Origin of the sequence: Streptomyces sp. NPDC002588 (assembly GCF_040295925.1) — a bacterium.
GTDB lineage: Bacteria > Actinomycetota > Actinomycetes > Streptomycetales > Streptomycetaceae > Streptomyces.
The window spans coordinates 201686-226504 of the sequence record NZ_JBEOWF010000003.1; the positions used below are offsets into that span (position 1 = coordinate 201686).

The 24819-nt window shown below is 71.2% G+C and carries 14 protein-coding genes; 9 read left to right on the forward strand and 5 right to left on the reverse strand.

Annotation, left to right across the window (positions count from 1 at the left end; translation table 11 throughout):
• Window positions 1–13: 13 nt before the first annotated feature.
• Window positions 14–1567, reverse strand: coding sequence for a MocR-like pyridoxine biosynthesis transcription factor PdxR (pdxR, locus tag ABT057_RS05485; RefSeq protein ID WP_352341139.1), 1554 nt, complete (start codon window positions 1565–1567; stop codon window positions 14–16).
• 21 nt (window positions 1568–1588) lie between these two features.
• Between pdxR and ABT057_RS05490 the strand changes: the two genes are divergently transcribed.
• Window positions 1589–2536 carry a DMT family transporter gene (locus ABT057_RS05490; RefSeq protein ID WP_352341140.1) on the forward strand — a complete coding sequence of 316 codons (948 nt, stop codon included), beginning with the start codon at window positions 1589–1591 and terminating at the stop codon, window positions 2534–2536.
• 210 nt (window positions 2537–2746) lie between these two features.
• Here ABT057_RS05490 and ABT057_RS05495 read toward each other — a convergent pair whose 3' ends face one another.
• Window positions 2747–3601, reverse strand: coding sequence for a class II fructose-bisphosphate aldolase (locus ABT057_RS05495; protein WP_352341141.1), 855 nt, complete (start codon window positions 3599–3601; stop codon window positions 2747–2749).
• Between the two features lie 176 nt (window positions 3602–3777).
• On the opposite strand from ABT057_RS05495, the gene ABT057_RS05500 reads away from it, so the two are divergent.
• Window positions 3778–4566 carry a DeoR/GlpR family DNA-binding transcription regulator gene (locus ABT057_RS05500; protein ID WP_352341142.1) on the forward strand — a complete coding sequence of 263 codons (789 nt, stop codon included), beginning with the start codon at window positions 3778–3780 and terminating at the stop codon, window positions 4564–4566.
• A 50-nt stretch (window positions 4567–4616) separates the two neighbouring features.
• On the opposite strand, the gene ABT057_RS05505 is transcribed toward ABT057_RS05500, so the two are convergent.
• The 3 genes from ABT057_RS05505 to ABT057_RS05515 are packed head-to-tail and all read right to left on the reverse strand — an operon-like array spanning window position 4617 to window position 7740.
• Complete coding sequence (locus ABT057_RS05505) at window positions 4617–5444, reverse strand: carbohydrate ABC transporter permease (protein WP_352341143.1); 828 nt, start codon at window positions 5442–5444, stop codon at window positions 4617–4619.
• Between the two features lie 44 nt (window positions 5445–5488).
• Window positions 5489–6433, reverse strand: a complete 945-nt coding sequence (locus tag ABT057_RS05510; protein WP_352341144.1) for a carbohydrate ABC transporter permease — start codon at window positions 6431–6433, stop codon at window positions 5489–5491.
• A 26-nt stretch (window positions 6434–6459) separates the two neighbouring features.
• Window positions 6460–7740, reverse strand: a complete 1281-nt coding sequence (locus ABT057_RS05515) for an extracellular solute-binding protein (RefSeq protein WP_352341145.1) — start codon at window positions 7738–7740, stop codon at window positions 6460–6462.
• Window positions 7741–7915: 175 nt separating this feature from the next.
• Here ABT057_RS05515 and ABT057_RS05520 point away from each other — a divergent pair, with 175 nt between their 5' ends.
• The 7 genes from ABT057_RS05520 (at window position 7916) to ABT057_RS05550 (ending at window position 24804) form a co-directional block, all read left to right on the forward strand.
• On the forward strand, window positions 7916–8815 hold the full coding sequence (locus ABT057_RS05520; protein WP_352341146.1) for an SIS domain-containing protein: 900 nt from the start codon (window positions 7916–7918) through the stop codon (window positions 8813–8815).
• 281 nt (window positions 8816–9096) lie between these two features.
• Window positions 9097–12105, forward strand: a complete 3009-nt coding sequence (locus ABT057_RS05525) for a TIM-barrel domain-containing protein (protein ID WP_352341147.1) — start codon at window positions 9097–9099, stop codon at window positions 12103–12105.
• A gap of 39 nt (window positions 12106–12144) precedes the next feature.
• Window positions 12145–14013, forward strand: a complete 1869-nt coding sequence (locus tag ABT057_RS05530; protein WP_352341148.1) for a DUF4091 domain-containing protein — start codon at window positions 12145–12147, stop codon at window positions 14011–14013.
• On the forward strand, window positions 14010–17654 hold the full coding sequence (locus ABT057_RS05535; RefSeq protein ID WP_352341149.1) for a beta-galactosidase: 3645 nt from the start codon (window positions 14010–14012) through the stop codon (window positions 17652–17654). Before ABT057_RS05530 ends, ABT057_RS05535 begins: the two co-directional genes overlap by 4 nt.
• On the forward strand, window positions 17651–21361 hold the full coding sequence (locus tag ABT057_RS05540) for a beta-galactosidase (RefSeq protein ID WP_352341150.1): 3711 nt from the start codon (window positions 17651–17653) through the stop codon (window positions 21359–21361). The genes ABT057_RS05535 and ABT057_RS05540 overlap by 4 nt, the downstream gene beginning before the upstream one ends.
• Before the next feature lie 68 nt (window positions 21362–21429).
• On the forward strand, window positions 21430–22650 hold the full coding sequence (locus ABT057_RS05545; protein WP_352341151.1) for an SGNH/GDSL hydrolase family protein: 1221 nt from the start codon (window positions 21430–21432) through the stop codon (window positions 22648–22650).
• Window positions 22651–22659: 9 nt separating this feature from the next.
• Entirely contained in the window at window positions 22660–24804 is a 2145-nt protein-coding gene (locus ABT057_RS05550) for a GDSL-type esterase/lipase family protein (RefSeq protein WP_352341152.1), read from the forward strand.
• Window positions 24805–24819 lie beyond the last annotated feature (15 nt).

The following is a 24819-nucleotide window of genomic DNA, read 5'->3' on the forward strand; positions in this document are numbered from 1 at the left end:
CGCGTTCCGCCGGTCACCGGCCCGAGCGCAGGCCGCGCAGGACGGCGCCCACGGCGGCGATGCCCTCGTCGATGTCGTGGGCGGGGCCGGCGGCGTAGCCGAGTACCAGGCCCGGAGGGCCGGGGCTGATCCTGTGCCAGGACAGCGGATGCACCTTGACGCCCTCCGCGAGAGCGGCCGCGGCCAGGTCGGTGTCACGGAAGCCGCCGGACTGGTCGCGGAAGGTGACCGTCAGGTGCAGGCCGGCCGCCGCCCCGTGCACGCGGGCACCCGGCAGGTGCGCCTCGACGGCCCGCAGCATCACGTCCCGGCGTCGGCGATGGCGCAGCCGGACATGACGCAGATGCCGCTCCAGCTCGCCCGAGTCCATCAGCCGGGCCAGGACCAGCTGGGTGAGGATGCCGTTCCCGAGGTCCGCGTACCGCTTGGCCGCCACGAGGGCGTCCAGCCGGTCCGGCGGTACCAGGAGCCAGCCCACCCGCAGTGCGGGCGCGAGCAGTTTCGAGACGCTGCCCGCGTAGCAGACGCCCTCCGACGCCAGCGAGCGCAGCGCCGGCACCGGCGGCCGGTCGTAACGGTGCTCGGCGTCGTAGTCGTCCTCGATGACCACCCCGCCCTCGGCCGCCCAGCCCAGCAGCCGGCGACGGCGTTCCCCGTCGAGGACGACACCCGTGGGGAACTGGTGGGCCGGGGTCAGGAGCACCGCACGCGCGCCGCTGGCGCGCAGCGCACCGACGTCGAGGCCGCCGGCGTCCACGGGGACGGGGACGATCGCGTGGCCCCCGTACTCCAACTGCTGGCGCGCGCCGAGGGATCCGGGGTCCTCGACGGCGATGCGGCGGATCCCGTCCGCCCGCAGGATCTGCGCGAGGAGGCCGAGCGCCTGTGCCACTCCCGCAACCACCACGACCTCGTCCGGGTCGGCACGGACACCGCGGTTGCGGGCCAGCCAGCCGGTCACGGCCCGGCGGAGGGCGAGGGCTCCCCGGGGGTCGCCGTAGCCGAAGTCGGCCGGGGTGACGCCTGCGAGGACGGCGCGCTCGGCGCGCAGCCACTCGGTGCGGGGGAAGGCGGCCAGGTCGGGGACACCCGGCGAGAGATCGATCCGGCAGGGCAGGGCGCGCAGAGCGTCGACGACGCCCTCGCGGTCGGCCGAGCCGAAGAGCGCGGGCCCGGTCTGCGCGGTGCCGCGGGCGCGATCGCGGGGTGCGGCGGGTGCCGCCACCACCACGGTGCCGAGCCGGCCGCGACCGGCGATCTGACCGGACTCGGCGAGCCGCCGGTAGGCCTCGGTGACCACGCCCCGGGTGACCCGCAGCTCGTCGGCGAGCACTCGGCTGGCGGGCAGCCGTGCTCCGACGGGCAGCCGGCCGTCGGCGATGGCCGACCGCAGCCGGTCGGCGAGCCAGGCGGTCCGCCCGCCGGGCGGCGCCTGGCCGATGTCCAGCTGGAGGAAGTCCGAGCCGACGTCCGCACCGGAGCCCGGGGCGGACGCCGGAGCGGTCGTCGCACGTGGTTTTTTGGACCCCTCGACCGATGGCTTCGTGGACCTGCCCATGGCGTCCATTGTGACGGCAGGGTGGACGGCATGGACACACCTTCGGCTCCGTTCGCCCAGCTGGTCCCGGGGATGGTGGGGATGACGCTGGTCGGCAGCAGCGTCACCGTCTCGCACACCCTCGTCGACGCCCCGCTGTTCACCGCCCAGGCCGTCCGGTACGCGGCCGCGACCGTGATCCTGATGGTCGTCGCCCGGCTCGCCGGTGCTCGCCCGGTGTGGCCGAGGGGGCGGGAGTGGCTGTGGCTGACCGGGCTCGCGGTCTCCGGTCTGGTGCTGTTCAACGTGGCCGTGGTCCGGGGCGTCGCGCATGCGGAGCCCGCGGTGGTCGCCGTCGCGGTGGCCTGCGTGCCCCTGCTTCTCGGGGTGGTGGGTCCACTGCTGGAGCGGCGCAGACCGAGCCGGCAGGTCCTGTGGGCGGCGCCGGTCGTCATGACGGGCGCGGTGCTGGTGGAGGGAACCGGCCGCACCGATGCCGTCGGGGTGGCCTGGGCGGCGCTCGCCCTGGGCTGCGAGGCAGCGTTCACGCTGCTCGCGGTGCCGGTGCTGCCGCGGCACACCCCGTGGGGGGTGTCCGTGCACGCGACGTGGCTGGGCGGGGTGCTGCTGGCCGTGCTCGGCGTGACGCGGGAAGGGCCTTCGGCCGCACGGGAGTTGTCCGGGACCCAGTGGGCGGCCGTCGGCTACCTGGCGCTGATGGTGACGGCGGTCGCCTTCGTGCTGTGGTACTCGACGGTGCGCTCCGTGGGGGCCGGGCGGGCCGGGCTGCTCACCGGCATCGCGCCGCCGGCGGCGGCGGCCGTCGGCACCGTGTCGGGCGCCGGAGTGCCTGGGCCGTCGGTATGGCTGGGCATCGCCGTGGTGATCGCCGGCCTGGTCGTCGGCCTGCGGCCGCGAGACGTTCCCGTCGGCAGGCTCACGGACGGGACTCACGTGGCCCCGGCGGGTTCCCCGCCCGCCCCGGCGCGCTCCGAGTGACGGCGCGTCCTCGCGCAGGGCCGGGTGGGGCTTCTCCTGGTCACCGGTCTGGGCCGGCCCGGCGGGCGGAGGGTCTCCCCCGTCGTCGGGACCGAGCCCGTGCCGCTCCTCCTGAGGTGCCTCGCTGCCGAGCGGCGCGGGCCGTACGGTGACGTGCGCCGGGGCCGGGAGCGGCCCGGGGCGCCGCCGGGTCGGCGGACCCCGGCCGGCTCATCCCGTCCCGGGCCCGCCGCCCGCCAGGGTCCGCAGCGCCGAGGTCACGGCGTCGGCCATCGCCCCGCGCGCCGCGGTGAGGGCCGGCCGGGGGTCGACGGCCGCGGGCGCCCCGGCGAGCGTGGCGCGGACGGCGCCGGTGAAGGCGGCGTTCAGGGCCGTACCGATGTTGACCTTGACCATGCCGGCCGCCACCGCCTGCCGGAGCTCCACGTCGGGCACGCCCGTCGAGCCGTGCAGGACCAGCGGCACGGGGACCGCCTCCGCGAGGCGGGCGATGAGATCGTGGTCCAGCCGGGCGGTGCGCGTGGTCATCGCGTGCGAGCTGCCGACCGCGACGGCCAGTGCGTCGACCCCGGTGGCGGACACGAAGTCGCGCGCCTGATCGGGGTCCGTACGGGCCGAGGGCGAGTGCACTCCGTCCTTGCCGCCGATCTCGCCGAGTTCGGCCTCCACCCACAGATCGCGGGCGTGCGCCCACCGCGCCGCGGCGCACGTGGCGGTGACGTTCTCGGCGTGCGGCAGCGCGGACGCGTCGAACATGACGGATCCGAAGCCGCAGTCCGCGGCGCGGTGCAGCAGCGCTTCGTCGGTGACGTGGTCGAGGTGCAGCGCCACGGGGACGGTCGCCGCCTCGGCGAGCGCGGCGGTGGCGCGGGCGATCGGGGCGAGCCGGCCGCCGTGGAAACGTACGGCGTTCTCGCTGATCTGGCAGATGACCGGGCAGCCCGCGGCTTCCGCCCCGGTGACGACGGCCTCGGCGTGCTCCAGGGTGATCACGTTGAACGCGCCGACGGCCCGTCTGTCGCGGCACGCGGAGCTCACCACGTCGGCGGTGGGGGTCAGCGGCACGGACGGCCTCCGATCGCGGCGTGCGAGGGCCACGAAAGCTGCGGCAGCGACGCACCAGGCGCGCGGGACGTGCAGGGTTTTGCTCGTTTGACGACCATAAAACACCCAATCAAGCGCTGTGGTTTCATGGAGGTGCGCACATCGTGGCGCACACCACCGACAGGGAGTTGTGAGACATGGCGGCACCGCAGGCCCGGTGGAGCGCGCTGCTGGAGATGCTGACGCGCGACGGGCGGATCGAAGTCGAGCCGGCCGCCGAGGAGTTGGGGGTCTCCGCCGCGACGATCAGGCGTGACCTCGACGAGCTGGCCCGCCAGCAGATGGTCACCCGGACGCACGGCGGAGCCGTGATCAACGCGATCGCCTACGACCTGCCCCTGCGCTACAAGGCCGCGCGCAACGCTCCGGAGAAGGAGCGGATCGCGCACGCGGCCGCGGGACTGGTGAAGGCCGGCGCGGTCGTGGGGTTGAACGGCGGCACCACGACGACCGAGGTGGCGCGGGCGCTGGCCACCCGGGCCGACCTGAGTTCCGGCGGCGCGGAGACGGCGGTCACCGTGGTGACCAACGCCCTCAACATCGCCAACGAGCTGGTCGTACGGCGCCACGTCAAGCTCGTGGTGACCGGCGGGGTGGCCCGGCCGGCGTCCTATGAGCTGATCGGGCCGCTGGCCACCGAACTGCTCGCGGAGATCGCCCTTGACCAGGTCTTCATCGGCGTGGACGCCATCGACGTGGCCCACGGGGCGACCGCCCACCACGAGGGCGAGGCCAGCATCAACCGGGCGCTGGCCCGGCGCGCGCAGCAGGTCGTCGCGGTCGCCGACTCCTCCAAGCTGGACCGGCGGGCCTTCGCCCGCATCTGCCCGGTGGAGGACATCGACGTCCTGGTGACCGACAAGGCCGCCTCGGACGAACTGACCGAGTCGTTCACGGCGGCCGGCGTGGAGGTCATCCGCGCCTGACGGCGCACGCCGTTCCCCTGGCGGCGCCGGCCGCGATGCGCGTACCGGTGTCATCCCCGGACGCCGCCCGCCGTCAGTCCGGCCACCAGGTAGCGCTCCACGAAGACGAACAGCACCACCACGGGCACGATCGCGACGAGCGACGTGGCGAACAGGTACTGCCACTGCTCGTGGTACGAGGTGACGAAGCCGGGAATCGCCCTGGTCAGGGTCATCCGGTTGCCGGACGAGGTGATGGTGAGCGCCACCACGTACTCGTTCCACGCGCCGATGAAGGTGTAGACGAGCGCGGTCACCACACCGGGCATCGCGAGCGGCAGGACGACACGGGTGAGGGCGCCGAGCCGCCCGGTGCCGTCGAGCCAGGCCGCCTCCTCCAGTTCCCGCGGGATGCTCGCGAAGTACGCGTTGAGGATCCACACGCAGAACGGCAGGTTGAACGCCGCGTTCACCAGGATGAGTCCCTCGGCGGTGTCGGTCAGGTCGAGGCTGACCATCTCCCGGTAGATGCCGACCAGGAGCGCCGTGGGCGCGAACATCTGGGTGACGAGTACGAGCAGCAGGAAGGCGCCGCGCCCGCGGAAGCGGTGCCGGGCGGTGTAGTACGCGGCGGGCAGCCCGACGGCCAGGGCGAGCAGCGTGGCGGCCCCGGCGACGTACAGCGAGAACACCAGCGCGTCCGCCACCCGCGGGTCGGTGAGCGACCAGATGTGTGTGAAGTTCGACCACTGCCACCGGGAGGGCAGATAGGACGGCGGGGACTTCATCAGTTCGGGCGTCGGTTTGAGCGCCGTCAGCAGCATTTCCGCGTAGGGCGCGAGGAACGCCAGCGCCACCAGCCATCCGACGGCGGTGAGCAGGACGGTACGCAGCTTCATCGGCCTCGGCCGCCTGCTGCGCGGCGCGGCTGTGCGAGGGCTGCTCACTCGGCGGCCTCCTGTCCGCGGACGACGCGCAGATAGACCAGCACCACAGCCAGGACCAAGCCGAAATTGACCACGGCCATGGCGGCCGACTCCCCCACCGACTGGTTGTCGAAGGCGAGTTTGTACAGGTAGGTGGTGGTCGTGTCGGTGGCGAAGCCGGGGCCGCCGCGCGTCATGGCCCAGATGATGGGGAACGAGTTGAACACGTTGATGACGTTGATGATCGCGGCGACCACCAGTGAGGGCCGCAGCAGCGGCAGGGTGATGCCCAGGTAGCCGCGGACCGGGCCGGCGCCGTCCACCCGCGCCGCCTCGTACACCTCGGCGGGGATGCTCTGCAGACCGGCCAGCAGGACGAACGAGGTGAACGGCAGCGAGACGAACACCGCCACGCCCATCATCGCGGCCAGGGCGGGTCCCGGTTCGGCCAGCCAGTTGACCGGTGCGTCCAGCAGGCCGAGATCCATGAGCAGCCGGTTGGCCACGCCGTAGAAGTTGTTGAGCATCCAGCGCCAGATGAGCGCCGTCATCAGCACGGACGAGGCCCAGGGCACGATCAGCGCCCACCGCACCAGCCGGCGCCCGGGGAACCGGGAGTTCAGCAGCTGGGCCAGGCCGAGGGAGACCAGGATCGTGACGGCGACGACCCCGACGACCCACACGAGGGTGCGCAGCAGCACCCCCGGCAGGTCGCCCTCGGCGAACAGGTCGGTGTAGTTGCGGACTCCGGCGAACCCCTGGGACTGTCCGGTGGAGCTCACCCGGGTCAGGGACGTTCGGATCATCTCGACGACCGGCCAGACGACCATCGCCAGGATGAGGAGGGTCGCCGGGCCGAGCCACAGCAGCGGCTCCAGTGCGCGCCATGTCCTTCGACCGCGGCGCCGCGAGGGCGGCGCCGGGGCCGCCGGGGCCGGGCGTCCGGTCCCGGCGGCGCTCATGGTGACATCGTGTACGGCCACCGAGGTCAGTCGCCTTTCTGCGCGGTCTTCTGGATCTCGCCCAGGACCTCGGCGGGGTCGCCGCCGGCCACCGCCGTGCCGATGCGCTGTTTCACGGCGCCGTCGACCGCGGCCCATGCGGGGTCGTCGGTGGGGGCGAACTCCGCGTCGGCGAGGGCGTCGACGAACGGCTTGTAGTAGGCGGCGTTCCCGCTGTCGGAACTGAGCGCCTCACCGGCCGACCTGGTGACCGACAGGAACCCCTCGGTGGAGACGAACTTCGCGGCGTTCTCCTTCTGGTAGAAGAAGTCGAGGAACTTCTTCACCGCCGCCTTGTTCGACCCGTCGCTCTTCTTGAACGCGACGAGGTAGTCCTGGACGCCGAGCGTCTTGTGTGTGCTGCCGTCCTTGCTGGGCAGGGCCGCCACGCCGTAGTTCAGTTTCGCGTCGACCGGGTCGATGAAGCCCTTCCGCATGAAGACCGCCCCGTTCAGCATGCCGATCTTGCCCTGGGCGAACTGGTTGAAGACGTCCTTGCGGTTGGTGGCCTCCGGGTTGGGCTGGGTGACCTTGTCCTTCGTCAGTTTCCGCAGATAGGTGAGCGTGTCGACGTTGGCCTGCTGGTCGATCGCCCAGTTGCCCGAGGCGTCGGTCCAGCCGCCGCCGTTGTTCATCGCCCAGATCTGGAACTCGGCCTGGGCCTCCTCGGCTCCGAGGGGTAATCCGAGGCCGATGTATCCGGCCTTCTTGATCTTCTTGGCGTCGGCCTCGACCTCGGCCCAGGTGGTCGGCGGCCGGGCGATGCCCGCCTTGGCGAAGATGTCCTTGTTGTAGAAGAACAGGCGCGCGCTGGAGATGAACGGCAGGCCGTACTGGGCTCCCTCGTACTGCGCCTTCTGCCGGAACAGCGGGAGGAAGTCGCTCAGCACCGCGGGGGAGACCACGTCCTGCGCCTTGTACACCAGGCCGTCGCGGGCGAAGTCGGAGAACTTGTTGTAGTTGAGGACGTCGGGTTCCTGCTTGGTCTGGACGTACGTCTTGACCTTGGAGTCCATCTGCTCCCAGTCGACGACTTCGAGATTCACCCGGTAGCCGGGGTTGGCGGCTTCGAAGTCCTTGATCAGCGCCGTCCAGTAGGCCTGGGTGTCGTCGTCGTACTTGGCCGCGACGAACCTGATCGTCTTTCCGTCGGATCCGCCGCTGTCCGAGGAGCTGCCCTTGCCGCATCCGGTGAGGGCCAGGGCCAGGGACAGTCCCCCGGCGAGGCCCGCGAGGTGCCGTTTCACGGAGTACCTCTCCGCACGCATGGCGTGCTTGGTCAAGCGCGTGCTCGCCTGATTGCGCGCTCGCTTGCTTGTTTATGCTCGATTATCGGTGCTATCAATCATCTAGCGACATGATGCTCAATGAAACGCGCACGGTGTCAAGGGCCGCCGCATCACGTATCGGTCACGCCGTGCGCCCGAGAGGGGAGACCTCCCGATGAGTCAGACCGAGATCGAGATCGCGACCCAGCCCGACTGCTGGCGGCAGGCCATGGCGCTGGTCCGGCAGCCCGACGGCCCCGTCTCCGCCTCGCTGCCCCGGTCCGGCGAGCGGGTGGCCGTCGTCGGCTGCGGGACGTCCTGGTTCATCGCCCAGGCGTACGCGGCACTGCGGGAGTCGGGCGGCCACGGCGAGACCGACGCCTTCCCCGCCTCCGAGATGCCGACGGGGCGCGCCTACGACCGGGTGGTCGCGCTGACCCGGTCCGGCACCACGACCGAGGTGCTGGAGCTGCTGCGCCGGCTGCGCGGGCACACCCCCACGACCGCGGTGACCGCGGTACCGCATTCACCGGTGACGGAGCCGGCGGACGCCGTCGTCCTGCTCGACTTCGCCGACGAGACCTCGGTCGTCCAGACCCGGTTCGCCAGCACCGAACTGGTGCTCCTGCGGGCGCACTTGGGCGAGGACCTCGGGTATCTGCCGCAGCAGGGGCACTCGGCGCTGGACGAACCACTGCCGGCCGGGGTCCTCGAGGCCGAGCAGTTCACCTTCCTGGGGCGGGGCTGGGCCTACGGGATCGCCCAGGAGGCGGCGCTGAAGATGCGTGAGGCCGCGTGCGCCTGGACGGAGGCCTATCCGGTGATGGAGTACCGGCACGGCCCGATCAGCGTCACCGGGCCCGGCCGTGTGGCGTGGTGGTTCGGCGACCCGGCGGCCCTGCCGTCCGGTCTCGCCGACGACATCGCGCGCACCGGCGGGCAGTTGGTGGCACTCGGCCGGGACCCCCTGTCCGACCTCGTCGTGGTGCACCGGCTGGCCGCCGCCCTCGCCGCGGCGCGCGGGCTCGACCCGGACAATCCGCGCCATCTGACCCGTTCCGTGATCCTTGCCTGACCGGATTTTCCCCTTCCTTTACGGTCGCCTTCCGGCTCCGCGGACACCTGCCGATGGGGCCGGAGAGCGACCGCCATCAGGGACACAGCGGGTCCTCGAGAGCACCCGAGTGCCGGCAGGGTCGCGCCGCCGCCTGTTGACAGGTGGCGACTACCGCAAGAACATGAGCGAAATCTCTGTGAATCTTGCATTCCCATGCAGCCTCAAGCAGACGCTCAGCCCTGCCAGGCACCCCGTACCGCCGCTCCTGAGTCACCGTCCTGTCCGACAGGAGGACATGAGTGCACGCACGACTGAGCAGTCCCGCCGGCCTGTTACTCCCTGCCGCGCTGACCGCCGCCCTGCTGACGGCGCCCGTCACCGGCTCCACCGCGGCGGCCGTCACCCGGCCCGCCGCCGGCGGGCCGAAGGTGGTCCGCACCGAGCACGCCGTCACGGTCTCCGTGCCGGCCTCCGCCGGTGCCCCCGGCTACACCCTCGACGTGGCCACCGACGAACTCGCCCTCACCACGCGCCGCGCCGGGAAGACCGTGCTCGCCACGGCCGCCGGCGACACCGGCGCCCTGCGCTTCACCGCGGCCGACGGCACCTGGCAGCACGCCACCGGCGTCACCGGCTGGACGTGGCGCAGCGGCGTCCTGACCGTCACCGCCGGCAGCACGCTCGACGGCGCCACCGTGGAGGCCCGGATCACCCCCGCCGCCGACCGCTACCAGCTCGACTGGGACGTCCACGGCGGCGGGCCGAGGCAACTGGGCCTCGCCTACGACCTGTCCTCGGCCGGCCACTGGTACGGCCACGGCGAGGCGGAGACCCCGCAGGGCGGTCCCGGCGTCGACCAGCCCTGGCCGCTCGACGCCGGCGAGGTCGACCACACGGCCTTCGGCCCGGCGTCGTACAACATGATCGACCCGTTCTGGTACACCTCCCGGTCGACCGGTCTGCGCGTCGACACCGGGAACGTCATGGACGTGGCTCTCGACAAGGGCAAGGACGGCCTGGGCACCCTCACCGTCGAGTCGCCCGACACCTACAAGGCCACCGTGTTCGTCGAGTCGACCCCGCTCGGGGTCTACCGCGACTACATCGGCATCGTCGGCAAACCGGCCAAGAGCGACGCCACTTACGAGCAGTACGCCAAGCCGCTGTGGAATTCCTGGGCGCAGTTCTACACCAAGGTCGACCAGGAGAAACTCCTCGACTACGCCACCGACCTCCACGACAACGGTCTGGACGGGCACACCATCCAGCTCGACGACAAGTGGGAGTCGAACTACGGCAATCTGACCTGGGATCCGAAGACCTTCCCGGATCCCAAGGGCCTCTCCGAGAAGATCCACGACATGGGGTTCGACTTCGGCATCTGGGTCACCCTGTGGATCAACCTGGACTCCGCCAACTACCAGTACGCGGCCGACCACGGCTATCTGCTCATGGACGCCGGGGACACGGCCAAGCCGTGTGAAGTGACCTGGTGGAACGGCCAGGCCGGGATCATCGACCTGGCGAACCCCGAGGCCAAGGCCTGGTACGAGGGCAACCTCAGGAAACTGATGGACACGTACGACATCGACGGGCTGAAGTTCGACACCCGCTTCTTCGACGAGAAGTGCGCGCCCCGCGAGGGCCACCAGGCCACTGACTACCAGCAGCTCGGCACGCAGCTCGCCGATGAGTTCGACCTCCAGGGCGCCGGCATCCGGGTGCACTGGAACCGGACGGCCCACGAGGCGGGCTTCGTCACCCGCCAGGTCGACAAGGGCACGGGCTGGGACTCCCTGCGCGCCTCCGCCACCCAGAACCTGGCCATCTCCAGCATCGGCTACCCGTTCGTCGAGTCCGACATGATCGGCGGCTCCGGCGGCCAGCCGGCACCGTCGAAGGACGTGCTGGTGCGGTGGGCGCAGTCCGCCTCGCTGATGCCGCTGATGTACGCCTCGACCTCCCCGGTCGACACCAACGACACCACCACCGGCCAGAAGGTGGACTACGACCAGGAGACGGTCGACCTCTACCGGCAGTCGATCAAGACGCACGAGAAGCTCGCCCCCTACATCTGGGACCAGGTGCAGAACACCCTGAAGACCGGCGATCCGATCATGCGGCCGCTGTTCTTCGACTTCCCGAAGGACGAGGCGGGTTACACGGTCACCGACGAGTGGATGCTCGGTCCGGCCGTGCTGGCCGCGCCCAAACTGGGCACCGGCGCGACCCGCTCCGTCCATCTGCCGCCGGGCACCTGGTACGACGTGAACCAGGGCACCGTGATCCGCGGCCCCAGGACCCTCAAGGGGTACGCGGCGCCGCTCGGCGTCACCCCGGCCTTCGTGAACCTCAAGGCCAAGGGCGCGGCCAAGGCCGTCAAGGCCCTCAAGCGCGACGACGCCCCGGCAGCCTCCGTCCTGATCACCCCGGACGCCCCGTCCACCGCCTCCGGTACTCCGTTCGAAGTGACCACCGAGGTGACCAACTGGGGCACCCGCACCCTGAAGAACGCCAAGGCGGCACTGGAGCTGCCCGCCGGCTGGAGCGCCGAGGCGACCGGCCCGACCACCGCGAAGTCCCTGAAGAACGGCGCGACCCTCACCACCACCTGGACGGTGACCCCGGCCGGCGACGCCCGATGGGGCAGCCACGACCTCACCGGTACCGCCACCTACAACGGTTCCACGCGGGTGTCCGACACCGTGCAGGCGCAGGTGAAGGCCGCCCCGGGCAGTGTGCGGGAGCCGTACCTGACGACCGACACCACCTCCGGGGAAGCCCAGTACGCCCAGGGCGGCGACCAGTTCGCCATCTGGGCGGGCGGCCAGGACCTGTCCGGCTGGAAGGACGAGAAGGGCGTCGTCTACCGCGACGACGTGGCCGGGGAAAAGGCCACCGTGCAGGTCCAGTTGGTGTCACAGAACAGCGCCTCCCCGGTCGGCAAGGCGGGCATCGCCCTCGCCAACGACCTGACCGCGCCCGGGAAGGGCGGTTACGCGGTGCTGGTCATGACCCAGAGTTACGGCCTGGAGTTCATGACCGACAGCGACGGCGACGGGAAGCTCGACACCTGGGCGGGCGGCGGCTCCACCTACCACCCGGCGTATCTGAAGCTGACCCGGGACGGCGACACCTACACCGCCTACGCCAGCAAGGACGGCGAGACCTGGTCGCAGGTCGGCACCGCCCGGGTGGCGTCGGCCGCAGGCACCGGCGACGCCGGCATGGTCGCCAGCGCGGCCAACGCCAACTATCCCGGCGAGAACATCGAAGCCGTCTTCAGCGGATTCACCGTCACCTCCTGACACCTCCCCGCCCCGCCGTGAGAGAGGGAACCCAGCCCCATGGCACGTACGTCCTCAGCGCTCGCCGGCTTCGTCGCGGGGGTGGTGGTGGCCGCGAGCACCACCGCGATCGCCGTCACCGGTACGACGACCACCGGCACCGACCTCGACTCCAAGGCAACCACCACCTGGCTGACCGTCAAGGTCGCCGACGCCATGGGCACCAGGGACACCATCACCTGGGTTCCCACCGGCTCCTTCGCCGGCTCCGCGGAGGAGCGGGTGCCCCGCTACCCGATGACCGCCATCCAGGGCAAGGACACCAGGGAGCTGAAGCTCTCCGCCGTCCGCAACGAGCAGGTCTCGGCGCAACTCGCGATCGCCTCCGGCCACGACCTCGACGACGTCAAGGCGGTGGTCGGCGACCTCACCGGGCCGGGCGGCGCGAAGCTGTCCGGTGCCTCCACCCAGGTCAGGTTCGTCAAGTACGTGCCTGTGCAGCGCTCCAAGAGCGAGGTCGACTGGTCCGCCACCATCGACCAGGTGAGCTCGGGCAAGGAGGTGTCCGGCGACCGCAACCCCGACGTCGTCGGCGACCCGCTCGAGGAGCGGGCCTCCGTGGACGTGCCCGCGTACGCGGCGCAGCCGCTGTGGTTCACCTTCCACATCCCCGAGAAGGCCAGGCCCGGCACCTACACCGGCACGGTGAAGGTCAGCGCCGACGGCCGCACCCAGGCCAGTTACCCGCTGACCATCGAGGTCGCGGACGCGAGCGTGCCCGACCCGGAGGACTACGACTTCTTCCTCGACGTGTGGGCGCAGCCGGAGACGATCGCCGAGAACCACGGCGTCAAGCTCTGGTCCGACCGGCACTGGAAGCTGATCGAGAAGTACGACCGCGACCTCGCCTCGCGCGGCCAGAAGGTCATCAACACCACCATCGTCGACAACCCGTGGCACCACCAGTGGTCGCTCGGCACCCGGGAGTCGCAGACCGCCACGCCGTACACCAGCATGGTGGGCTGGAACTGGAACGGAAAGACGTTCTCCTTCGACTTCAGCCGCTTCGACCAGTACGTCCGGACCGCCAGACGCGCCGGTCTCGGCCCCGACATCGGCGCCTTCTCCATGCTGGCGTTCCAGGACCAGGAGCACCTCACCTACACCGACACCAGCACCGGCAGGACCGTCTACGAGAACGTCGATCTGGGCGGCGACCGCTGGCGGGAGGCGTGGGGGGCGTTCCTCCCCGCCTTCGAGCAGCACCTGAAGGCGAAGGGCTGGCTGGAGCACACCTGGCTGTCCTTCGACGAGCGGCCCGTCGACACCATGACGGTCGTCAGGGACTTCGTCCACGAGGTGGCGCCGGTCTTCGACGACCGTATCTCCGTGGCCGGTTCGATCAGCACCGAGGGCATCGCGTCCAACCTGTCCGTCGACTGGGGCGGCATCGACGCGATGACGAAGGAGAAGGCGGCGGAGCGGCGCAAGGCCGGCAAGATCACGACCTTCTACGTGTACGGCTCCCCGGCCCACCCCAACACGCTGTCGTACTCCCCCGCCGTCGAGTCGCGGATGCTGCCGTGGATCTCCGCCCAGCGGAATCTGGACGGTTTCCTGCGCTGGTCGTACAACAGCTGGACCAGCGACCCCTTCAAGCAGCCGGTGCACATCTTCACGCAGGGCGACGAGTACCTCGTCTACCCGGGCAAGGACGGCCCGATGTCCAGCATCCGCTGGGAGCAGCTGAAGGAGGGCATCGAGGACTACGAACTTGTCGCCGAGCTGCGGAAGAAGGACGGCGGCACCGACAGCGCGGCACTCACCGAGGCGCTCACCACCGCGACCCGGAACCTCGACGGCCGGACGAAGGACGTGGGCGACATCGAGACCGCGCGGGCCGCGGTGGTGAAGGAGCTGACGTCATGAGGGGCAGGTGGAGATCCCTGCTGCTCACCGGAGCCCTGACTGTCATGCCCCTGACCAGCACACATGCCGCCGCCGCGCAGGTCCAGGCGAAGCCCAGGGCCCCGCACACCGTCACCTACGACCAGTACTCCGTGCAGGTCGACGGCAAGCCCCTGTACCTCTGGGGCGCCGAGTTCCACTACTTCCGGCTGCCCAGCCCCGACGCCTGGCGCGATGTACTGCAGAAGATCAAGGCGGGCGGTTTCAACGCGGTCTCGCTCTACTTCGACTGGGGTTACCACTCCCCCAAGCCCGGCTCGTACGACTTCACCGGCATCCGCGATGTGGAGCGGCTGCTCGACGAGGCCGAGCGCGCGGGGCTGTATGTGATCGCCCGCCCGGGCCCGTACATCAACGCGGAGGTCTCCGGCGGCGGCATGCCCGCCTGGCGGTCGGCACAGGCCGGTGTGAACCGCACCTCCGAGCCGGAGTACCTGAAGGCGGCCCGGGAGTGGATGAGCCGGATCAACCCGATCATCGCGCGCCACCAACTCACCCGTGGTACCGGGTCGGTGATCCTCTATCAGGTCGAGAACGAGTACCAGGGCGGCCGGCACGACGCCGACTACATGCAGACCCTCATCGACTGGGCGCGCGCGGACGGCATCGATGTCCCGACCTTCGTCAACGACGGCGGCGCCAACCGGAACTGGGTCAGCGGCAAGGGCGCCCCGGACATCTACGGCTTCGACGCCTACCCGCAGGGCTTCGACTGCAAGAACCCCGACGTCTGGAAGGACCTGCCCGACTACTCCTACGTCAACGACTGGAAGCCCGAGTCTCCGCTGATCATCCCGGAGGCACAGGGCGGCGCCTTCGACCCCTGGGGCGGCACCGGGTACCAGGACTGCGCGCAACTCACCGGTACCGACTTCACCCGGGTGTTCAGCAAGATGAACATCGCGGCCGGGGTGAGCGGCCAGTCCTTCTACATGACGTACGGCGGCACCAACTGGGGCTGGCTCGCCGACCCCAACGCGGTCTACACGTCGTACGACTACGGGGCCCCGATCAACGAGTCCCGTCAACTGACCGACAAGTACCAGGAGTTCAAGCGCCTCGGGTACATGGTCAACTCGGTGGCCTCGCTGGCGCGCACCGACAAGGCCGAGGCGCCCGTCCCGTCGGACGACGCCCTGCGCGTCGACCGGCGCGTCAACCCCGACGACGGCACCCAGTTCTTCACCGTCCGGCACGCCGACACCCGCGTGAAGGACAAGGACGAGACGACCCTCTCGCTGAAGGGCGCGGACGGCGACTACCCACGCGTGCCCCAGCAGGGCACGATCGCCATTGACGGCCGGGACGCCAAACTCCTCGTGGCCGGTTACGACTTGAGCGAGAGCCAGCGGCTCGTCTACTCCACCTCGGAGATCATGACGCACGCCCGGATCGGCGAGCGGGACGTGGCACTGCTGTACGGGCGTGCGGGCGAAACCGGCGAGACCGTGCTGCGGTACTCCGCACGGCCCCGGGTGACCGTCCTCGACGGCCGGGTCACCACCACCTGGGACGCCGAACGCGGCGATCTGCGCCTGAACTACACGCACAAGGGCCTGACCCGGGTGCTGGTGAACGGCCTGGAGCTGCTGATCGCCGACACCGCCGAGACCGCCCACTGGTGGCGGCAGGACACCGCCGCCGGCCCGGTTCTCGTACGCGGCCCGTCCCTGGTCCGCACCGCCGAACAGGATGGCGGCACCCTGAAGTTGACCGGCGACTCCACCGAGGCCGCGAAGATCGAGGTCATCGCGGACGCCGACCGGGTGACGTGGAACGGCCGCAGGGTCGCCGTCACCCGCGCGCCGCGCCCGGTCGAGCTGCCCGCGCTGACGACCTGGAAGTACAAAGAGGAGGCGCCGGAGGCCGCCCCGGGCTTCGACGACTCCGCCTGGACCACCGCAGACCACCTCACCGCCGACAACCCGGAGCTGGCGGGGTCGTTGCCGGTCCTCGCGATGGACGAGTACGGCTACCACCAGGGCGACGTCTGGTATCGCGGCCGGTTCAGGACCACCGGTGCCGCGACCGCGCTCGCGCTCGACGCCAAGACCGGTGCGACCGGGCAGTACGCGGTCTGGCTGGACGGCCGATACCTCGGCAGCTCCGGCAGCGGCGCGCACACCTTCGACATCCCGTCGGACACGCTGAAGGCCGGCGGGGACAACGTCCTCTCCGTCCTGGTGGAGAACGCGGGGCACAACGAGGAATGGGGCCACGACTACTCCAAGGAGCCGCGCGGTCTGCTCGGCGCCGAGGTGATCGGCGGAGCCTCCACCATCACCTGGAAGATCCAGGGCACCCGGGGCGGCGAGACCCCGGTGGACACCGCCCGGGGCCCGTACAACAACGGCGGCCTGTACGGGGAGCGGGCCGGCTGGTCACTGCCGGGATACCCCGACGCCGGCTGGAAGAGCACCACCCTCTCCCAGCAGACGGGAAAGACCGGGCCCGGCGTGCGCTGGTACCGCACCTCCGCCCGGCTCGACCTGCCGCGGGGCCAGGACGACGCGATCGCGGTAGACCTGGCCGAAGCCGACGGCGGCAGCACCGGCTACCGCGCCCAGATCTTCGTCAACGGCTGGCTGATCGGCCGCTATCTGCCGGACACCGGCCCCCAGACCCGGTTCGTCATCCCCAAGGGCATCCTGCGCGAGCAGGGCACCAACACCATCGCCCTGGCCGTGTGGTCCACCGAGGCCGGCGCGGGCCCGGGTTCGGTGAAGCTCGTCGACCTCGGCGCCTCGGCGGGCGGGATCAAGGTCGCCACGGTGGCCGCACCCTCCTACGACGCCGGCACGTACGCCATGCCGGACTCCGGCGCCCGGGTCACCGTCGACGCCGACCCGTTCCTGAGCACCTCCACCGCCGCCCGGGTCCCCGTCACCCTCGGCGTACCGAAGGACGCGCCGGCCGCCCGGAGCGTGGAGCTGGCGCTGAAGGTCCCGGAAGGCTGGACCGCGACCACCGACGACACCACCCGTTTCGACCGGGTCCGGCCCGGCGACACGGTGACCGCCGACTACACGGTCACCCCGCCCGGCGATCCCGTCCACTACGCCGTCCTGTCCGCGACCGCCGAGCTCACCCAGGCCGGCCGTCCGGGCACCGTCACCGGTGTGCGGGCCGTGCAGGTGCCGCCGCCGGGGCTGTCCGCCGACGCGTACGTCAGCGACCTGACCCTCGTCAAGGCGGTCAACGGCTGGGGCCCGGTGGAGAAGGACGCCTCCAACGGGGAGTCGGCGGCCGGCGACGGACGCCCCCTGAGCATCGGCGGCACCACCTACGCCAAGGGCCTCGGCGTGCACGCGAACAGCCAGGTCCGGGTCTATCTCGGCGGCGGCTGCACCCGCTTCACCGCCACGGCCGGGGTGGACGACGAGGTCGGTGACAGCGGCAGCGTGTCCTTCCAGGTCATCGCCGACGGCCGCTCCCTCACCACGACCCCGGTGGTGCGCGGCTCCGACGACGGCACCCACATCGACGTGGACGTGACCGATGCCCGCTGGCTCGATCTGCTGGTCGACGGGGACGGCGATGTCTCCGCGGACCACTCCGACTGGGCCGACGCCAAGCTGACCTGTACGGGAGGGACCTCGTGAACCTCGCCCCGGTTCGACACCTGCGTACCGCACTGGCCGCCGTCCTGCTCGCGGTCCTCTGCGTGGCGGTGCCCGCCCACGCCACGGCCCCGGCGGCCGCGGCCGCCAAGCCCACGCCGCACACCGTCAGTTACGACAAGTACTCCGTCAAGGTCGACGGCGAGCGGCTCTTCGTCTGGTCCGGTGAGTTCCACTACTGGCGGCTCCCCAGCCCCGACCTGTGGCGCGACGTGCTCCAGAAGATCAAGGCGAGCGGAATGAACGCCGTCTCGATCTACTTCGACTGGGGCTACCACTCCCCCGCGAAGGGCGTCTACGACTTCACCGGTGTCCGTGACGTCGACAAGCTCCTCGACATGGCCGAGGAGGCCGGGCTGTACGTCATCGCCCGGCCGGGCCCCTACATCAACGCCGAGACGGACGGCGGCGGCTTCCCCGGCTGGCTGACGACGCAGAAGGGACGGGCCCGCTCCACCGACCCCGAATACCTCGACGCCGCTCGCGAGTGGCTCAAGGAGATCGACGGGATCCTCGCCCGCCGCCAGGTCACCGACGGCACCGGACCGGTACTGCTCTACCAGGTGGAGAACGAGCTGTACGACCCCGACGGCCGCGACTACATGGTCGATCTCTCCCGGCAGGTACGGGCCGACGGCATCACCGTGCCCCTGGTCGGCAACGAGCCGATGCCGCAGTACGCGGGCGGAGACGGCCTGGACTTCGTCGGCGAGCTGGACCAGTACAACTCCTTCTGCAAGGGCGAGTGGTGGGTGCCCACCCTCGAGCGGCAGCAGGACGACGCCCCGCTGGCGGTCTTCGAGGCGGGCACCGGCTGGTTCCAGACCTGGGGGGACACCGGCTACGAGAAGTGCCCGGAGAAGATGGGCCCCGCCTACCAGAAGATCGTCAACAAGCACGAGGTCATGCAGGGCACGACCATCGAGAACCTCTACATGACCTACGGCGGCACCAACTGGGGCTGGCTGGCCGACCCGCGCCAGGTCTACACGTCGTACGACTACGGCGCCCCGATCAGCGAGCCGCGCCAGACCGGCGCCGACTACGACGAGATGAAGCGGCAGGGCCTCTTCTACACCACCACGGGACCGCTCACCGCGACCGATCCGGCCGACGCCCCCGCCTCGTCCGACGACGCCGTGCACATCGAGGCCCGCGCCAACCCGGACACCAAGACCCAGTTCCTCTACCTCCGGCACGGCGACCCGATGGCCGGCACCGACGCCACCACCACCTTCGACTGGAAGACCCCGGACGGCACCTATCCGGTCACCGCACGGCTGAACGGACAGACCGGCAAGATCCTCGTCGCCGGTTACGACCTCGGCGGCGGCCAGCGGCTCGTCTACTCCACCAGCGAGCTGCTGACCAGCACGCGGACCGGCGACCGCACCCAGGCCGTGCTGTACGGCGGTGAGGGCGACCCCGGGCAGACCATGCTCCGTTACTCCGCCAAGCCCGAGGTCACCGTGCTGGACGGCAAGGCGGACGCCACCTGGGACGCCGAACGCGGCGACCTGAAGCTGGACTACACCCACTCCGGCGTCACCCGGGTCCTCGTCCAGGGCGGCGGCCGCCCCGACCTGCTGCTGCTCATCGGCACCGACGCCGAGGCCGCCGGCTTCTGGCGGCAGGACACGGCGGCCGGTCCCGTGCTGGAACGCGGCACCGAACTGGTCCGTACGGCCTCCGTCACCGGCCGGGGAAAGACGCTCGCCCTCACCGGCGACGCGAAGAAGGCGGGCCCCCTGGAGGTCTTCGCCCCGCCCGGCGTACGGAAGGTCACCTGGAACGGCGCACCCCTCAAGGTGAGGCCGACCCCCTCCGGCAGCCTGCTGGGCAGCGTGCCCGGCCCGAAGGACGTCGAACTCCCCGAGCTCAAGGACTGGAAGACCTCCGCCGAGACCCCGGAGGCCGACCCGGACTTCGACGACTCGTCCTGGACGTACGCCGACAAGCTGACCACCGACAACCCGACCGCGCCCGGGACCCTGCCGGTGCTCTACCAGGACGAGTACGGCTACCACTACGGATACGTCTGGTACCGGGGCCGCTTCAAGGCCACCGGCACCGAGAAGTCCCTCTCCCTGACCGCCTACGCCACCAACCCCGACACCGGCTCGGCCGCGGTGGGCGCGTACTCGGTGTGGATCAACGGGAAGTTCGCCGGGACGAGCAGCACCGGCCGCAAGACCTTCCCCCTCGCCGACGGGCTGCTGCGCAAGGGCAAGGAGAACGTGATCTCCGTCCTCGTCGGAAACATGGGCCACAACGAGGACTTCACCTGGAACAGCGACGACCACAAGCAGCCGCGCGGCCTGACCACGGCGTATCTCGCGGGCTCCGACGCACAGATCACCTGGCGCATCCAGGGTGCCCGGGGCGGTGAGCAGCCTGTCGACACCGTACGCGGGCACATGAACAACGGCGGTCTGTACGGGGAGCGTTCGGGCTGGACCCTGCCCGGCTACCCGGACCGTTCCTGGGACGACACCACACTGCCGGCCGGTGACACCACCCCCGGCATCGCCTGGTACCGCACCACGTTCAACCCACGGCTGCCCAAGGGCCAGGACGTCTCCGTCGGCGTCACCATCACCGACGACCCCGACCGGAACTACCGCGCCCTCATCTACGTCAACGGCTGGCTGATGGGCCAGTACGTCAACGACACCGGCCCCCAGCACACCTTTCCCATCCCGGGCGGCATCCTGCGCACCGACGGCAGGAACACCATCGCCATCGCCTCCTGGAGCGAGGACGCGAAGAGCGGCGGTCTCGGGAAGGTGGGTCTCACCACGCTCGGCAATGTCACTTCCTCGCTGCGGGTCGGGAACGTGGCCGCCCCGGCCTACGACGCCGCCGCCTACGCCGACCCGGCCACCCCGGCGCGGGTGACCGTCGACGCACCCGACTCCGTCGAGCCGGGCAACACCTACCAGGTCACAGCGACGGTCTCCGTACCGGACGACGGCAGGACGCTCCGCGACCTCACCCTGAGCCCGAAGCTGCCCGACGGCTGGACCGCGACCCCGGCCGACCCGGTGCGGCTCGGCACCGTCAAGCCCGGTGCCTCGGCGAAAGCCCGCTGGACCGTCACCGTGCCCGCCGGCCAGAAGACCGGCACCGTCGCGATGCTCCGTGTCACCGCCGGCTTCACCCGCGCCGGCAAGTCCGGTTCGGTGACCGGGGAACAGGTGGTGGCTGCGCAGCCACCGCCGCTCACGGCCGGTGAACACTACGTCAGCGATCTGCCGTTCCAGTCCAGTAGCAACGGCTGGGGGCCGGTCGAGCGCGACCAGTCCGTCGGCGAGAACGCCGAGGGCGACGGCCTGCCGCTCACCCTCCACGACACCGTCTACGCCAAGGGCCTCGGCACCCATGCCGCCAGCAGCGTGCAGGTGTGGCTCGGCGGCTCCTGCACCGCCTTCCACGCCGCGCTCGGTCTCGACCAGGAGACCTACGGCCGGTCCGACGGTCCCGCGACCGTCGCCTACACGGTCCTCGCCGACGGAACCCCCGTCTACGAGAGCGGCACCGTCGACCGGGACACCGCGACGAAGAAGATCGACGTCGACGTGACCGGCGCGCGCCGCCTCGAACTCGTCGTCTCGGATGCCGGGGACGGCAACGCCCTCGACCACGCCGACTGGGCCGACGCCCGGCTGACCTGTGAGGACGGTGCCTGATGCCCGGGCTGAGACGAACCGTCCGCCGCAGCTCGCGCGCAACGGCGCCGAACGGCAGGGGACGACCCGTGCTTGCGATACGCGGCAGGCTCATGGCGTTGCTGCTGACCGTCTCGGCCGTCGTGGCCGGGACGGTGGCACCCGCCGAGGCCGGTGAGCAAGGCGACCGGCACGGCTGGACGGGGACCTGGGCGACGGCGGCCAGTGAGCACTACGAGATCTCGGGGATGTCCGAGGTGACGGTACGGATGCCGGTGCACATCAGCGTCGGCGGCTCATCCGTACGTATCCGGCTGACCAACGCCTACGCCACCGACCCGGTGACGATCGGGCACGCGACCGTGGGCCTGCGCGACGGCGGTTCCGCTGTGGCCCACCCGTACGACCTGCGGTTCGGCGGGAAGCGCACGGTCACCATCCCGGCGGGCGGCCAGGCTGTGAGCGACGCGGTCGGACTCGCCGTGCCGGCCCTGACGGACCTCGTCGTCAGCCTCCATCTGCCCGGTCAGGTCACGCACATCACCGATCACTGGTGGGCGCAGCAGACCGTGTACTGGACGGACTACGGGGCGGGCGACCACGCCGCCGACACCTCCGGCGACGCCTACACCTGGACCACCACGAGCTGGCCGTTCCTCAGCGGCGTCGACGTGACCGCGCCGAGAACCGGGTCGGTGGTGGCGCTCGGCGACTCGATCACCGACGGGTCCTACTCGACGGCCGACACCAACCGGCGCTGGCCCGACCTGCTGTCCGCCCGGCTCAACGCCTGCCTGCCCGGCGCCGGGGTGCTCAACGCGGGCATCACCAGCAACCGGATCACCGCCGGAACCGACACCAACCCCTCGGCGCTCGACCGGCTCGAACGGGACGTGCTCTCCCAGCCGGGTGCGCGGACCCTGATCCTCTTCGAGGGAATCAACGACCTCGGTGGGGCGAGCGCCCAGCAGATCATCGCCGGCATGACGGAGATCGCCGCCCGTGCGCACCGGCGCGGGATGCGGGTCGTCGGCGCCACGATCACCCCGTACAAGGACTTCACCTGGGGCGGTTGGACCGAGGAGACGGAGGCGCGGCGACAGCAGGTCAACGCGTTCGTCCGGGACTTGGGCGGGGTCTTCGACGACTACGCCGACTTCGACCGGGCGGTCCGGGACCCGGCGGATCCGAGGCGGCTGGGGGCGGCGTACGACTCCGGAGACCATCTGCACCCCAACGACACCGGGATGAAGGCATTCGCCGACTCCATCGACCTGACGTCGCTCGGCCTCGGCCGCGGCTGTTCCTGAGGAGGAACCTTGTCTGGACGGCTTCAACATCTGTGGGGGCACCGAAGATTCGCGGTCCTGGCCACAGCCTTGGCGGCCACCGCGGCAGCGCTGCTTCCGGTGGCGCCGGCCGCGGCCGAGACCGTGCGGCCGGGGTGGACGGGGACTTGGGCGACCGCGCAGCACGCGTCGTACGACCCGGGCACCTCGGAGGTGACGGTTCGGATACCGGTGCGGGTGAGCGCCGGCGGGTCGAGCGTGCGCATCCGCCTGACCAACGACTTCACCACCGAGCCGGTGACCATCGGACACGCGACCGTCGGACTCCGTGATGGCGGTTCCGCCGTCACGAGGCCGCGGAAGCTGCGGTTCGGCGGGAAGAGCGAGGTGACGATCGCGGCCGGCGAGCAGGCGGCCAGCGATCAGGTCAAACTCACCGTGCCCGCCCGCGGCGACCTGGTCGTCAGCCTGTACTTCCCCGGCCGGCTCACCCACGTCAGCCAGCACTGGATGGCGCTGCAGACCGTCTACTGGACGCCCGACGGCGGCGGCGACCACGCCGGGGACGCCGGGGGCGACGCGTTCACGAAGACCGACTCCACGTTCCCGTTCCTCACCGGTGTCGACGTGCGGGGCGGACCCGCACGGGGCTCTGTCGTGGCGCTCGGCGACTCCATCACCGACGGGGCCGCCTCCACCTCGGACGCCGACCGGCGCTGGCCCGACTACCTGGCGGCCCGGCTGTCGGCCTGCACCTCCCCCGCCGGGGTGCTGAACGAGGGCATCAGCGGCAACCGGATCACGGCCGGCGTGGACGGCAACCCGTCGGCGCTGGACCGGCTGGAGCGCGATGTGCTGTCCCAGCCGGGCGCCCGCACGGTGATCCTCTTCGAGGGCGTCAACGACCTCAGCTGGGGCGGCGCCACCGGCGACCAGGTGATCGACGGCATGAAGGAGATCGTGCGCCGCGCCCACGAACGCGGGCTCCGCGTGATCGGCGCGACGGTCGTGCCGTATCGCGGCTGGGGCGACTACTGGACCGAGGCCAAGGAGGCCGACCGGCAGCAGGTCAACACCTTCGTGCGCGAGGGCGGCGTCTTCGACGGCTTCGCCGACTTCGACAAGGCGGTACGGGATCCGGACGACCCCACCCGCTACGGCGCCGCGTTCGACTCCGGTGACCATCTGCACCCCAACGACACCGGCATGAAGGCGTTCGCCGACGCGGTCGACCTCGCCGGCCTCGGGGTGGCCCGCGACTGCCCCTCGGCCCGCGTCCGGCTCACCCCGTACCGCCCGGGCCTCCCGGCCGGCCGCGCCACGGAGATCACCGCGACCGTCACCAACACCGGCACCAGGGCGGTGGCCCGGGTCACCACCGGGCTGCGTCTGCCGGACGGCTGGATTGCGGAAGCGGAGGGGAAGACGGGCATCGACTCCCTTGCCCCGGGCCGGAGTTCCACCGTCACCTGGCGGGTCACCCCGCCCGCCGACGCGGCCTGGGGGCCGTACGACATCGGCGTACGCAGCTCCTTCCGGCAGGGCGGCCGGACGCGCCACGACACCGACGGCGTGACCGCCGACGTCACCCCCGTCCCGTCCGCGGTCCGGACCCCGTACCGTACGTTCGCCACTACCGATGACGCCCAATACGCCCAGGGCGACGGCCAGTTCGCGATCTGGGCGGGCGGTCGGGACCTGGCCGGCTGGGCTGACGAGAAGGCCGCCATCCATGTGCCGGACGCCGTACCCGCCTCGGGGGGCGTCACCGCCCGCCTCGTCGCCCAGACCGGCAGCGGACCCTCCGCCAAGGCCGGGATCGCCGTCGCGAACGACCTGACCGCCCCGGAGAAGGGCGGGTACGCCGTGCTCACCATGTCGCGGTCCTACGGCGTGGAGTTCATGACCGACAGCGACGGCGACGGACACCTCGACACCTGGGCCGGCGGCGGCTCCTCGTACCACCCGGCCTGGCTCCGGCTCACCCGCGACGGCACCGCCTACACCGCGTACGCCAGTACCGACGGCACCACCTGGCAGCGGATCGGGACCGCGACCGTGCCGTCCGCGGCCGACGGCGGCCTCGACGCGGGGATGGTCGCGAGCGCCGTCAACCTCGACCACCCCGGCCAGACCACCACAGCCGTCTTCGACTCCTTCTCGACCGCCGGCTGAGTGACCACCGACTGC

What these genes read in the sequence shown, in the direction of transcription:
- ABT057_RS05530 (WP_352341148.1), top strand. Translation starts at nt 12,145, where the DNA reads ATGGCACGTACGTCCTCAGCGCTCGCCGGCTTCGTCGCGGGGGTGGTG.
- ABT057_RS05510 (WP_352341144.1), bottom strand. Translation starts at nt 6,433, where the DNA reads ATGAGCGCCGCCGGGACCGGACGCCCGGCCCCGGCGGCCCCGGCGCCG.
- ABT057_RS05520 (WP_352341146.1), top strand. Translation starts at nt 7,916, where the DNA reads ATGAGTCAGACCGAGATCGAGATCGCGACCCAGCCCGACTGCTGGCGG.
- ABT057_RS05505 (WP_352341143.1), bottom strand. Translation starts at nt 5,444, where the DNA reads ATGAAGCTGCGTACCGTCCTGCTCACCGCCGTCGGATGGCTGGTGGCG.
- ABT057_RS05535 (WP_352341149.1), top strand. Translation starts at nt 14,010, where the DNA reads ATGAGGGGCAGGTGGAGATCCCTGCTGCTCACCGGAGCCCTGACTGTC.
- ABT057_RS05515 (WP_352341145.1), bottom strand. Translation starts at nt 7,740, where the DNA reads ATGCGTGCGGAGAGGTACTCCGTGAAACGGCACCTCGCGGGCCTCGCC.
- ABT057_RS05490 (WP_352341140.1), top strand. Translation starts at nt 1,589, where the DNA reads ATGGACACACCTTCGGCTCCGTTCGCCCAGCTGGTCCCGGGGATGGTG.
- ABT057_RS05500 (WP_352341142.1), top strand. Translation starts at nt 3,778, where the DNA reads ATGGCGGCACCGCAGGCCCGGTGGAGCGCGCTGCTGGAGATGCTGACG.
- pdxR (WP_352341139.1), bottom strand. Translation starts at nt 1,567, where the DNA reads ATGGACGCCATGGGCAGGTCCACGAAGCCATCGGTCGAGGGGTCCAAA.